The organism is Bradyrhizobium oligotrophicum (assembly GCF_051168495.1).
GTDB lineage: Bacteria > Pseudomonadota > Alphaproteobacteria > Rhizobiales > Xanthobacteraceae > Bradyrhizobium > Bradyrhizobium oligotrophicum_A.
Genome location: NZ_JBNPVB010000028.1, coordinates 68,630 through 81,220 on the forward strand (window position 1 = coordinate 68,630; position 12,591 = coordinate 81,220).

The 12,591-nt window shown below is 65.5% G+C and carries 13 protein-coding genes; 9 read left to right on the forward strand and 4 right to left on the reverse strand.

The annotated features are described in order from the left end of the window. From ACQR1B_RS33420 to ACQR1B_RS33445, 6 genes are all read left to right on the forward strand, one after another. Nucleotides 1-483, forward strand: a complete 483-nt coding sequence (locus ACQR1B_RS33420) for a GNAT family N-acetyltransferase (protein WP_434836960.1) — start codon at nucleotides 1-3, stop codon at nucleotides 481-483. Continuing rightward, complete coding sequence (locus tag ACQR1B_RS33425) at nucleotides 480-992, forward strand: dihydrofolate reductase (RefSeq protein ID WP_434836961.1); 513 nt, start codon at nucleotides 480-482, stop codon at nucleotides 990-992. The genes ACQR1B_RS33420 and ACQR1B_RS33425 overlap by 4 nt, the downstream gene beginning before the upstream one ends. Before the next feature lie 249 nt (nucleotides 993-1,241). Beyond that, nucleotides 1,242-2,372 (forward strand): FtsH protease activity modulator HflK, encoded by a 1,131-nt coding sequence (hflK, locus tag ACQR1B_RS33430; RefSeq protein ID WP_434836962.1) that lies wholly within the window; start codon nucleotides 1,242-1,244, stop codon nucleotides 2,370-2,372. Continuing rightward, entirely contained in the window at nucleotides 2,369-3,307 is a 939-nt protein-coding gene (gene hflC, locus ACQR1B_RS33435) for a protease modulator HflC (RefSeq protein ID WP_434836963.1), read from the forward strand. Before hflK ends, hflC begins: the two co-directional genes overlap by 4 nt. Before the next feature lie 109 nt (nucleotides 3,308-3,416). Further along, nucleotides 3,417-3,623, forward strand: coding sequence for a DUF2065 domain-containing protein (locus tag ACQR1B_RS33440; protein WP_008960820.1), 207 nt, complete (start codon nucleotides 3,417-3,419; stop codon nucleotides 3,621-3,623). Between the two features lie 170 nt (nucleotides 3,624-3,793). Further along, nucleotides 3,794-5,293: a Do family serine endopeptidase gene (locus ACQR1B_RS33445; protein ID WP_434836964.1), complete on the forward strand. Its 1,500-nt coding sequence runs from the start codon at nucleotides 3,794-3,796 to the stop codon at nucleotides 5,291-5,293. Between the two features lie 1,044 nt (nucleotides 5,294-6,337). Here the strand turns inward: ACQR1B_RS33445 and ACQR1B_RS33450 are convergent. Together ACQR1B_RS33450 and ACQR1B_RS33455 are read right to left on the reverse strand one after the other, a co-directional pair. Next, nucleotides 6,338-6,871 (reverse strand): carboxymuconolactone decarboxylase family protein, encoded by a 534-nt coding sequence (locus ACQR1B_RS33450; protein ID WP_434836965.1) that lies wholly within the window; start codon nucleotides 6,869-6,871, stop codon nucleotides 6,338-6,340. An 82-nt stretch (nucleotides 6,872-6,953) separates the two neighbouring features. Then, on the reverse strand, nucleotides 6,954-7,907 hold the full coding sequence (locus tag ACQR1B_RS33455) for an RNA polymerase sigma factor (RefSeq protein WP_434836966.1): 954 nt from the start codon (nucleotides 7,905-7,907) through the stop codon (nucleotides 6,954-6,956). Nucleotides 7,908-8,099: 192 nt separating this feature from the next. On the opposite strand from ACQR1B_RS33455, the gene ACQR1B_RS33460 reads away from it, so the two are divergent. Then, entirely contained in the window at nucleotides 8,100-8,420 is a 321-nt protein-coding gene (locus tag ACQR1B_RS33460; RefSeq protein ID WP_434836967.1) for a hypothetical protein, read from the forward strand. 126 nt (nucleotides 8,421-8,546) lie between these two features. On the opposite strand, the gene ACQR1B_RS33465 is transcribed toward ACQR1B_RS33460, so the two are convergent. Next, on the reverse strand, nucleotides 8,547-8,828 hold the full coding sequence (locus ACQR1B_RS33465) for a hypothetical protein (RefSeq protein ID WP_434836968.1): 282 nt from the start codon (nucleotides 8,826-8,828) through the stop codon (nucleotides 8,547-8,549). A gap of 399 nt (nucleotides 8,829-9,227) precedes the next feature. Further along, on the reverse strand, nucleotides 9,228-10,118 hold the full coding sequence (gene serB / locus ACQR1B_RS33470; protein ID WP_434836969.1) for a phosphoserine phosphatase SerB: 891 nt from the start codon (nucleotides 10,116-10,118) through the stop codon (nucleotides 9,228-9,230). Nucleotides 10,119-10,121: 3 nt separating this feature from the next. Here serB and miaA point away from each other — a divergent pair, with 3 nt between their 5' ends. Both miaA and ACQR1B_RS33480 read left to right on the forward strand, forming a co-directional pair. Beyond that, a complete protein-coding gene (miaA, locus tag ACQR1B_RS33475) occupies nucleotides 10,122-11,039 on the forward strand; it encodes a tRNA (adenosine(37)-N6)-dimethylallyltransferase MiaA (RefSeq protein WP_434836970.1) in 918 nt (305 codons plus the stop codon). Between the two features lie 449 nt (nucleotides 11,040-11,488). Beyond that, nucleotides 11,489-12,591: thiamine pyrophosphate-binding protein (locus tag ACQR1B_RS33480; RefSeq protein WP_434836971.1), on the forward strand; the 1,103-nt coding region annotated here is incomplete at its 3' end.

Genomic DNA, 12,591 nt, shown 5'->3' on the forward strand with positions numbered 1-12,591 from the left:
ATGCTGTCGATCCGTCGCGCCCGACCAGACGATATCGGCGTCGTGTTCGCGCTGATCAGCGAACTCGCCGACTACGAGAAGCTCGCGCACGAGGTCGTGGCCACCGAGGCCGACATCGCCGGTGTTCTGTTCTGCGAGCATCCCACGCTGTTCTGCGACCTCGCGGAGTGGAACGGGGAGGTCGCGGGCTTTGCGGTCTGGTTCGTCAACTTCTCCACCTTCGCCGGCAAGCCTGGCATCTATCTCGAGGACCTGTTCGTGCGGCCGGCGTTCCGCCGCAACGGCATCGGCCAGGCCTTGCTCGGCCATCTCGCCGCGACCTGCGTCGACAAGGGCTGGGCGCGGCTGCAATGGTCGGTGCTCGACTGGAATGCGCCGTCGATCACCTTCTACAAATCGCTCGGCGCCGAACTGATGGACGACTGGACCCTGTGCAAGGTGACGGGCGCGGCGCTGGCGCAGCTTGCGGAGAAGGCGCCATGATCGAGATCGTGCTGATCGTGGCGATCGCCGAGAACGGCGTGATCGGCGCTGCCGGCGCGATCCCGTGGCGGCAGAAGAGCGACATGCAGCGCTTCAAGGCGATGACCATGGGGCGGCCGATCGTGATGGGCCGCAAGACCTTCATGTCGTTTCCGCGCCGGCCGTTGCCGGGCCGCACCAACATCGTCGTCACCCGCGATGAACAGTTTCGCGCGCCGGGCGCGATCGTGACCCGTGCCATCCCCGACGCGCTCGGCATCGCGCGTGGTGATGCGCTGCGGCGTTCGGCCGCGGAGATCGCCATCGTCGGCGGCGCCGAGATCTACGCAGCGACGATGCCGTTCGCCGACCGGCTGGAGATCACCGAGGTCCATACGCGCCCGCCGGGCGATACCCTGTTTCCGGCGATCGACCCGGAGCAATGGGAGGAGGTGGCGCGCACGCGCCATGCCTCGGGGCCTGACGATCAGGCTGAATTCTCCTACGTGACCTATCGCCGGAAACGGTGACAGCCGCGCCGGCGGGCCGGGGCGGCTGTCCGCGCAAGACCATCCGTTAATGATGAAGTCGCGTTGTTTAGCCGCGTGGTGGTCTTGGGGCCGCGGCAAACCGGCGCTTCCGGCCCTGTTTACATTGACAAAACCCGGTTCGGGCTTAGCTGGAGCCCTACGTTGTAAGGGGCGGGGCCGTCCCTTATAACCCGGCCACCGTCGGGGCCGGCATTTGTGCACGAAAAGCCTCTCGGAGGAGATCGATCGATGGCGTGGAAGAATCAGGGCGGAGGCCCGTGGGGTCAGGGTCCCAAGGGGCCCTGGGGCTCGGGACCGCAACCGGTCGGTCCAAGGCCGCCCGACCTGGAAGATCTTCTGCGGCGCGGCCAGGACCGTCTGCAGCAGTTCGTGCCGGGCGGCGGCTTCGGCACCGCCGGTGTCCTCCTCATCGTGCTCGGCGCGATCGCGATCTGGCTGTTGTCCGGCTTCTACCGCGTGCAGTCCGAAGAGCTCGGCGTCGTGCTGCGCTTCGGCAAATATGTCCGCGATGAGCAGCCCGGCCTGCGCTACCATCTGCCCTATCCGATCGAGACCGTGCTGCTGCCCAAGGCGCTGCGCGTCAATTCGATCTCGATCGGCTTCACCGCCAATGACGATCCCGGCCGGCGCACCCGCGGCGGCGGTCGCGACGTCCCCGAGGAGAGCCTGATGCTGACCGGCGACGAGAACATCGTCGACGTCGACGTCACCGTGCTGTGGCGCATCAAGCCGAAGGGCGCCGCCGACTTCCTGTTCAACATCCAGAATCCCGAGGGCACCGTGAAGGCGGTCGCCGAAAGCGCGATGCGCGAGGTGATCGGTCGGTCCAACATTCAGCCGGTGCTGACCGGCGCCCGCACCCAGATCGAGCAGAGCGTGCTGGAGCTGATGCAGAAGACGCTCGATACTTATGGCTCTGGCATCCAGGTCGACAATGTGCAGATGCAGAAGGTCGACCCTCCGGCGCAGGTGATCGCGGCATTCCGCGACGTGCAGGCGGCGCGAGCCGATCTGGAGAAGGCGCAGAACGAGGCCCAGACCTACGCCAACAAGATCGTTCCCGATGCCCGCGGTCGCGCTGCGCAGATCCTGCAGGTCGCCGAAGGCTACAAGGAACAGGCGATCGCCGAGGCCAAGGGCCAGAGCGCGCGCTTCCTGAAGGTCTATGACGAGTACAAGAAGGCGCCCGACGTGACCCGCGAACGCATCTATCTCGAAACGATGGAGCGCGTGCTCTCGGGCTCCGAGAAGCTCGTGCTCGACGGCGGTCCCAACGGCGGCCCCGTGCCGCTGCTGCCGCTCGGCGATCTCGCGCCGCGCCGCCAGGCGCCGGCCGCTCAGCAGGGAGGCGTCCGATGAGGTCTCCCGTCACAGGCATCGTCGCGCTGATCACAGTGCTCGTGCTGGTCGTCATCGGCTACAGCTCGCTGTTCACCGTGCAGCAGACCGAGCAGGCGCTGGTGATGCGGTTCGGCAAGCCGGTCGACGTCGTCACCGAGCCCGGCCTGAACCTCAAGGCGCCGTTCATCGACAACGTGATCTCGATCGACAAGCGCATCCTCGACCTCGAGAACCCCTCGCAGGAAGTCATCGCCTTCGATCAGAAGCGGCTCGTGGTCGACGCCTTCGCCCGCTACAGGATCAAGAACGCGCTGCAGTTCTACCAGCGGGCCGGCACGATCCAGAACGCCAACGTCCAGCTCGGCACCCTGCTCAACGCCGCGCTGCGTCGCGTGCTCGGCGAGGTCACCTTCACCCAGGTGGTGCGCGACGAGCGTGAGACCTTGATGCGCAAGATCCGCGACCAGCTCGATCGCGAGGCCGATGCCTATGGCATTCAGGTGGTCGACGTCCGCATCCGGCGCGCCGACCTGCCGGAGGCCAACAGCCAGGCGGTCTACGACCGGATGAACAGTGAGCGGCAGCGCGAAGCCGCCGAATTCCGGGCGCTCGGTGGCCAGAAGGCGCAGGAGATCAAGTCGAAGGCCGATCGCGAGGCCACCGTGATCGTGGCCGAGGCGAACTCGCAGGCCGAGCAGACCCGCGGCTCCGGCGATGCCGAGCGCAACCGGCTGTTCGCCGAGGCCTACGGCAAGGACCCGGACTTCTTCGCCTTCTACCGCTCGATGTCGGCGTATGAGACCGGCCTGAAGGCCGGCGAGACCCGCTTCCTGCTGCGGCCGGATTCGGAGTTCTTCCGCTACTTTGCCAACCCCTCGGGCAAGACCGGCGTGGAAACCCCGTCGGCTGCGGCCAACGCCACGGCAGCCGCGGCGCAGGCCGCCAAGCCCTGATGTCACCGGGGGCGGTTGATCCCGGCGAATAAGAGTTGACACCGACGGGGCGAAGCCGTTGCTTCGCCCCGCTGCCTATCAATAAGATCCAGCGGGAGGTCCGGGTCCGATGAGGTCCATTGCGTTTTCCGATTTCCTCATCGGATTAGGTATCCTGTTCGTGCTCGAAGGCTTGATGTTCGCGGCCAGTCCGGAGTGGATGCGGCGAGCCATGAAGACCGCGATGACCACGCCCGACAACGTGCTGCGCGCCGTCGGCATCGGCTCCGCGGTGGCTGGCCTGGTCCTGATCTGGGTGATCCGGCGCCCGATCTGAGCTCTCCGCGCCCTCGCCAACGCCATTGTGAGGCGATGGCTGCGCCATTTTGCCGTATTAGGTCGCCCTCAATGATGAATTCGGCGGTCCGATCCGGCGCGCTTGCGTCCACGACCGGTTCCGGCGCACTGTAACGATTGAATTTTCCGAGTTTTCTGGAGATCCGCCCGATGACCGCAACCCTTGCTTTCAGCCGTCGCCTGCGTCCCGTCCTGACTGCCGCGGTCTTTGCCGTGGCCGGGGCGCTTGCGCCGGCACCGGCCTCGGCACGGGGCCCCGAGGGGATCGCCGACGTCGCCGAGCGGGTCATCGACGCCGTCGTCAACATCTCGACGTCGCAGACCGTCGAGGCCAAGGGCGGCTCCTCCGAGGGCCGCAACGCCAATCCACAGGTGCCGCCGGGCTCGCCGTTCGAGGAATTCTTCGACGACTTCTTCAAGAACCGCCGCGGCGGTCCGGGCGGCCGGGGCGGCGATAACTCGCCGCGTCGCACCAACTCGCTGGGGTCCGGCTTCATCATCGACGACAGCGGCATCGTCGTCACCAACAACCACGTCATTGCCGACGCCGACGAGATCAACGTGATCCTCAACGACGGCACCAAGATCAAGGCCGAGCTGGTCGGCGTCGACAAGAAGACCGACCTCGCGGTGCTCAAGTTCAAGCCGCCGCGGCAGCTCACGGTGGTGAAGTTCGGCGATTCCGACAAGCTGCGGCTCGGCGAGTGGGTGGTCGCGATCGGCAATCCGTTCAGCCTCGGCGGCACCGTCACGGCCGGCATCGTCTCGGCGAAGAACCGCGACATCTCGTCGGGGCCCTATGACAGCTACATCCAGACCGACGCCTCGATCAACCGCGGCAATTCCGGCGGCCCGCTGTTCAACCTCGACGGCGAGGTCATCGGCGTCAACACGCTGATCATCTCGCCGTCCGGCGGCTCGATCGGCATCGGCTTCGCGGTGCCGTCGAAGACGGTCGCCGGCGTCGTCGATCAGCTGCGCCAGTTCGGCGAGCTGCGCCGCGGCTGGCTCGGGGTGCGCATCCAGGGCGTCACCGACGAGATCGCCGAGAGCCTGAACATCAAGCCGGCGCGCGGCGCGCTGGTGGCCGGCGTCGACGACAAGGGCCCCGCCAAGCCCGCCGGCATCGAGCCGGGCGACGTCGTCGTCAAGTTCGACGGTCACGACATCAAGGAGCCGAAGGATCTGTCGCGCATCGTCGCCGACACCGCCGTCGGCAAGGAGGTCGACGTCATCGTCATCCGCAAGGGCCAGGAGCAGACGCTCAAGGTCAAGCTCGGCCGGCTCGAGGACAATGAGAAGGTGCAGCAGGCGGCGATCAAGAAGGACGAGCCCGCCGAGAAGCCCGTGACCCAGAAGGCGCTCGGGCTCGATCTCGCCGCGCTGTCGAAGGACCTGCGCACCCGCTACAAGATCAAGGACAGCGTCAAGGGCGTCGTCGTCACCGGTGTCGACCAGTCCTCCGACGCCGCCGAGAAGCGGCTGTCGGCCGGCGACGTCATCGTCGAGGTCGCGCAGGAGGCGGTGAGCTCCGGGCTCGACATCAAGAAGCGCGTCGACCAGCTCAAGAAGGACGGCAAGAAGTCGGTGCTGCTGCTGGTCTCCAACGCCGACGGCGAGCTGCGCTTCGTCGCGCTGAGTTTGCAGTAGGGCAGGGAGTCGACGACTCCTCATCGCTGGGCGCGGTGCGTAATGCGTAGGATGGGCAAAGGCGCGCCGTGATCTACGCTTGGTACGACGTTCTCTCGTGCGCCGTGCCCACCATCAGGCTCCGGTCGCGCGGCAGGACGGTGGGCACGCTGCCGCCTGCCGGCGGCCGCTTTGCCTACCCTACGGCAGCGACAAGCTACGGCAGCCATAAGCTCCGCTGTCGTCCCGGCTCACGGCTTGTCCGGGACGACGATGGGGAAACATCCGATTCACATCTCAAACAGCGCAAGCGAGCCAGTCAGTCGGACGACATGAGATCGCATTCTCGCGGCGATGTCGCCCGAGGTCTGCGATCATTCGTCCCTCGCAAACAGTGCAGAGGGCGCAGGGAATGCCGGGTGAAGGCCTCACCCATGGCCCGCCTGCTCAAAAAATGCAGGCGGCAGGTACCACAGGCAAAGCCGATCATCCGGCATTCCCTGCGCGACGGTCTTCACGCTTATACGCAGTCTCCCTGGTGCGCCGGGCTTGTTGGCCACCATGCCGCGACAATGCTTGCGCATTGCGCGGGTGATACCAGCGTCGGGGTATCAGGACGCTGCGACTTCACGTCCGCAAGCGATCGTTCGTCCGCGCCCTCGTGAGAAGACGCTGCGATCTCTCGCGGCCATCGCATCCCCACCTCGCGTGTCGTGACGATCGCGCGCAACGCCCCTCTGCGGTGAGGCGGGATGCGCGGAGATGACCATGATTTCCGAAAAATAGCAAGCGAATTATTTTTTTCAGAAGACGGTGCGGCAACGCCCATCCCGTTCGGAGGCTGTTGCATCCGACGATCCAAGCTGGAGGTGGGTCCGGCCATCCACGTCGTTCGGCATCCCGGGAACGAAAGTCTCCCCGCGTCGTGGTCCGTGCTTCGCTTGCCTTCCGACATCCGCGCAGCCGGGCCGCCGATACGCCAGCACGGGCCGGCCGCCATGGTGAATGCGGACGGCAGCGTTTGCCGTCCGCATTCCGGTTTCGCCAGGTTTCGATGGCGCCCGCTTATTTGGCAGGCGGGGCTGCCGGCGCGTCGCCGAGCTCTTTCTTGAAGGTCTCGAAATCGACCTGCAGACCGTTGAACATCGTGCTCCAGTGCCGAGCCAGCGCGGCGATCGCGACAGCCTCCCCGATCTCCTCCTGCGTGGCGCCCGCCTGCTTCGCACTCTCCGTGTCTTCCCAGATGCAGTGCTGACAGGGGATTTGGGCGGAGACGGCCAGCGAGATCAAAGCCTTCACTTTTGGGGGCAGGACGGTTTCGTTTGAAAATTGTAGCGCTTTCACCTCGGCCCAGGCGCCCGGCAGCGCGGCTTTCGGAACGCGGCGAAGAAAGCCAGGCACCTTGCCGAGAGTCTGCTCGACGTCCTTGTAGGTCGCTTCGACCTCTGCCCGACCGGCCACGGTGAGGCCCGATAACAACAGCACCGCATAGACGACCGCCGAAGCGGCGGCGCGTGTGAAAATGCGGCGTGAGCGGCATGACCTGAGCACACTGCGGTGCGCGCTGGAAATGAACTCATAGACTGCAAAGTTGAACATGATCTCTCCTCGATGGTGCCAGTGTGCCCGCCATTTGCTGGTCGTGCGCTGTAAGGAGCCGCGAGCGAGAGAGAAAGTTCGATCAGTCGTCGTCGATTCTGGGCGAGCGCGGCGAAAGATGGATATGCAGGCGCTTGGCTTGACCGGATCGGCGGACAACCACGAAGGCGACACCCGGCGGGCAATGGAACGGATCCTCCGGCGGATTGCAAAACCGTCCTTCGATCACGCTGATATTGCCGGTGCCGAAGATGCGCTGTGGTTCGATGAGAACGCCAGCTTCGTGATCATCGCGGATTTCCTGGGTGAGGAACGAGCGCCCGAACACCGCCCTGTCGCCTCCACGGACGAGGTGGAGATCCTCCGCGAAATGGCTGAGATGGCGGTCGTACTCTCCCGGGCGGCTGAAACTACGAAAGACCTCGTCGTAGAACCTGTGGTGCTGTCGTGACTGCGAGGCGGCGTCGGGATCGACGCCGCCTGCCGTCTCGAGCAGCATTTCGGCCAGTTTGCGCTTGGCTTCGGACAGTCGGCTGCGGACGGTTCCGATGGGGACCGCCAGGATGGCAGCCAGTTCCTCATAAGAGTGATAGCTGCCGAAATAGCGCAGCACGGCAGTGGCCTGCTGTGATTCGGGAAGCTTGCCCAAAGCGTTCCAGACCCATTCGCGCAGCGCGACCTTCTCCAGCCGCTCCTCGATGCTTGGCCCGTCGTCGGGACGATCAGGCACTTCGGCGGTCAGCACCTCGCGCCGTCTTCGGCGTAGCTGCTGAAGGCAGCAGCGGTGGAGTATGCTAAGGAGCCAGCCGACGACGGCCTGAGGTTCCTTGAGATCCCCGATATGCCTCAGCGCGATGAGAAACGCGTCGTGGACGGCATCCTCGGCTTGCGGACCGTAGCCGAGCACGCCGAGCGCCGCTGCGTAAAGCCGCGCGCGATGGCGTTCCAACAGCACCCCGAGGCAGGCACAATCGCCCCCACGCGCCGCAACAGCCAGTTCAGCATCGCTCGGCCGGATATCAGCTTGATGTTTCATGGGGTGGCAGATGCGCCGACAGTCGAAAAAGTTCGAACTTCGTCGCTTTATTTCCCGCCGGGGCTTACTCGCAAATCTCTCGCTCGCAAATGACACGTGGCGACCACGCGTGATGCATTTTGACCGTGGAGCAGCGCGGCCAGCAGGACACAGAGCGCCGTCGTCAGCGAGGTGATCCAGCAAGGAACGAACGTGTCGCAGCCAACTGAGGAACTGCTACGGGGCTGGCTGGCCGATAGTGCCGATGCTTGTCGTGCCGCCGCGCGCTGGCAAGCTGGTCGTCCAATTGGGATGGCGCCGGTATTTCACCATGGCGCTGGCCATCATGGCCGGCAGGAACGCATCTTCCACGGCATGCTGACGGTGGCGGATGCCGGGCTGCAATTATGGCTCGCGATGGTCGCAATGAGCGCGGTGGGGATGCAGAGCAGCCCTTGCGCATCCGCGACTGACGGGGGCCGGGGTGGCGCTGGCGCCGTGATCGGCCGATACGACGAGATCGACGGCTACTGATGGATATTTGCGCTGGCGGTGCTGGCTTGCGCCGCTGCTGTGTATCCGCATTCCTGCTGCTGCCCTCATCGACGGCCATGCGAGCCGGCGGTGAGAAGCAGCAGTGAGGTGTGCGACCTAGGTCGCTTAGTTGCGCGCGCTGCCGACGGTGGTCGGGACGGCGAGCGCGGCGCTGCGGCGGTGGGCGGTCAGCACGGCGAGCTGATGAGCCGTGGCGGGCATGCCGGCGCGGGTCAGATCGGCGACGGGGGCCTGCTCCTCGGCGGCGGAAGCGCCGACGACGGAGAGCTGATGCGGGGTCGCCGGCAGTGCGCTGATCTCGTAGCTCGGCAGTTCGGCCGCGACGGCAGCGCCGCCCAGCAGCGCGAGGGCAACGAGAGAGCCTGGAATGATGTGCTTGATGGTCATCGGAAGGTCCTTCTGTGACGATGATCGATTGCATCACGTGCAACCGTTTTCGTTTCCTTGGACACTCCCTAGCGTGCTGAGGTTTATATGCAGTGCAGCATGAGATTTCAATTCATGGATTGGTGATGCGGTCGAAAATCGGTGCGCCGTGCGGCCCCTTCATGCACCGATCGAATGGTGTCATTTGCGATCTTGAATGAGTTTGGAATGGAGTTGCGTGGCAACGTGCTGGATTGAAACAAAATCCCGATGGACTGATCGTGCGTCGCCTCGTCGCGAATCTTGCGTGTCGTCGCGACAGGAGCGCGATTGCGATCCTCCAGCGCCGACGAGCGAGAGGGCGTCGTATCGCGCAGCCGCTAGCAAAACCCTGCGCGCCGCGGTGCGGCTGCAGAGTTGTCAGTCGACGAACTGATCGCGCGTGTAGCCCTGCGCATAGAGCAGCGCGGTGAGGTCGCTGTGATCGATGCGGGCCGCGGCCGCAGCCGAGACGGCGGGCTTGGCGCGATAGGCGACGCCGAGGCCGGCGGCCTCGATCATGCCGAGATCGTTGGCGCCGTCGCCGACCGCCAGCGTGTCGATTTCGTCGAGATCGAACGATTCGCGCAGCTCGACCAGGGTGGCGAGCTTGGCGTCGCGGCCGATGATCGGCTCGCGCACCTCGCCGGTGAATTTGCCGTCGGCGACCACGAGCTCGTTGGCGCGGTTTTCCTCGAAGCCGATCTTGGCCGCGATCTGGCTGGTGAACAGCGTGAAGCCGCCGGAGATCAGGCAGGTGTAGGCGCCGTTGGCGCGCATCGTCATCACCAGATGGCGGCCGCCCGGCGTCAGCTTGATGCGCTTGGCAATGACTTCGTCGACCACGCTCACCGGCAGGTCCTTGAGCAATGCGACACGTTCGCGCAAGGCCGGCTCGAACGCGATCTCGCCACGCATCGCCCGCTCGGTGATGGCGGCGACATGCGGCTTCAGCCCGGCGAAATCGGCGAGCTCGTCGATGCATTCCTGGCCGATCATGGTTGAATCCATGTCGGCGAGAAAAAGCTTCTTGCGCCGGAAGGCTTCCGCCTGCACGACGATGTCGATCGGCATGTCGCCGCGCAGGTCGCGCAAGCGGGCCTCGAGCTTGTGGACTTCGCCGTCATGCGCGAACGGGATGTCGATGGCGACCTCGTCGAACAGCCAGCGTGGCGTGCCCGGCGATGGCAGCACGGCCAGGAAGGCCTCCACGATCGTGGTATCGAGTGCGGGATCGGCAGGATTGCAGATGAAGGTGGCGACGAGAGACATCAGGTGACTTCGCTAAGCGACAACAAAGCGGTGCTTATCGCAGGGCCGACCGCCAGCGGCAAGTCGGCGCTCGCATTGGAACTTGCGCAAAAAGCGAGCGGGGTCGTCATCAATGCCGATTCCATGCAGGTCTATCGCGACCTCAGGGTGCTGACGGCGCGGCCGACGGCGGAGGAAGAGGCCGATGTGCCGCATCGGCTCTACGGCCATGTCGATGCTGGCGTGAATTATTCGGTAGGCCACTACGTTCGTGACGCGGCGGACGTTCTTGCCGAGGCGCAGCGCGCCGGGTGGCTGCCGATCTTCGTCGGCGGTACCGGGCTGTATTTCAAGGCGCTGACACGGGGATTGTCGGCGGTGCCGCAGGTCGCCGAGGCGGTCCGCGAGGGGGTGCGCCTGCGGCTCGCGCGCGACGGTGTCGAAGCACTACATGCCGAGCTGTCGCGGCGCGACCCGGCCGCGGGCGCGCGGTTGAACGTCCGCGACCGCACCCGCATCGCCCGCGCGCTGGAGGTGATCGAGGCGACAGGTCGGCCATTGGCCGACTGGCATGCCGACACCACCCCGCCGCTGCTGCCGGCAGGTGGGACCCGCGCGCTGTTCATCGCGCCCGAGCGCGAGACGCTGTATGCGCGGATCGATGCGCGCTTCGATGTCATGCTCGACGGTGGCGCGCTGGAGGAGGTGGCGCGGCTCGCCGCCCGCGGGCTCGATCCGCTGCTGCCGGCGATGAAGGCGCATGGCGTGCCGGCGCTGATCCGTCATCTCCGGGGGGAGATCTCGCGGGACGAGGCCGCCACGATCGGCAAGGCCGACACCCGCCATTATGCCAAACGGCAATTCACCTGGTTCCGGCACCAGCTGCCGGAATTCGAATGGCTGGCGCCGGACGCGGCGCGGGCGTGGGTGGTGTCCGTCTGATCGCCATCCCGAGGAGCGCAGCGACAACGCGATCCAGAGTCTTGGATTAGCCCTGGATTGCTTCGCTTCGCTCGCGATGACGGCGGCGGGGCTCAAATTACCGCTCGCCGAACGGCGAATTCCGCGTTAACCTGACAAAATCGCGCTGGCGAACCCGCTTTGCCTTGACATCGGGGCATCCGTGGTTATGTTCGCGCAACCTTTGGGAAGCTCGCTGGGCGTCATGCGCAACAATATTGCTGCCATTCTTATCGTAGTCGTAGCCAGGCGCATCGCCGGGGATGGCTAGCGGCCATCCATGATCCGAGCGGTGCGCAGGGCCTTCCAGGGCCCTTTTTTATTGCCTGGACGCCAACGACCCGCTCGAAGCGACCCTGACCGAGACGACCCCTGAACCAAGCGACCGACCAAGACGACAAGCCGCTGAGAGCAGCGATCCGGAGCCTGCCATGACCGACAAGAGCCACGATCCGAACCAGATGACCGGCGCCGCGATGATCGTGCGCGCGCTCATCGACCACGGCGTGCAGCACCTCTTCGGCTATCCCGGCGGCGCGGTGCTTCCGATCTATGACGAGATCTTCCAGCAGAGCGACGTCCAGCACATCCTGGTCCGCCACGAGCAGGGCGCCGGCCATGCTGCCGAAGGCTATGCGCGCTCGACCGGCAAGCCCGGCGTCGTGCTGGTGACCTCGGGCCCCGGCGCCACCAACATGGTGACGCCGCTGGCGGACGCGCTGATGGATTCGATCCCGCTGGTCTGCATCACCGGCCAGGTGCCGACGCATCTGATCGGCAACGACGCGTTCCAGGAGTGCGACACGGTCGGCATCACCCGGCCCTGCACCAAGCACAATTGGCTGGTGCGCAATGTCAACGATCTCGCAAAAGTGCTGCACGAGGCGTTCTACGTCGCGACCACCGGCCGTCCGGGCCCGGTCGTCGTCGACGTGCCGAAGGACGTGCAGTTCGCGGTCGGCACCTATCATCCGCCGCGCAAGTCCGACGTGCACATCTCCTACGCGCCGCGCGTCAAGGGCGATGCGATGCAGATCCGCAAGGCCGTGGCGCTGCTGGCCTCTGCCAAGCGGCCGGTGATCTATTCCGGCGGCGGCGTCATCAATGCGGGCCCGGGGGCCTCGAAGCTGCTGCGTGAGCTGGTCGAGGTCACGGGCTTTCCGATCACCTCGACTTTGATGGGGCTGGGCGCCTATCCGGCGTCGGGCACCAACTGGCTCGGCATGCTCGGCATGCACGGCACCTACGAGGCCAACATGACGATGCATGATTGCGACGTCATGCTGTGCGTCGGCGCGCGCTTCGACGACCGCATCACCGGCCGCACCGACGCGTTCTCGCCGAACTCGAAGAAGATCCACATCGACATCGATCCGTCCTCGATCAACAAGAACATCCGCGTCGACGTGCCGATCATCGGCGATTGCGGCGACGTGCTCGCCGACATCCTGCAGGTGTTCAAGGCCGAGGCGAAGAAGCCCGACATCAAGCCGTGGTGGCAGCAGATCGCCACCTGGCGCGCGCGCAACTCGCT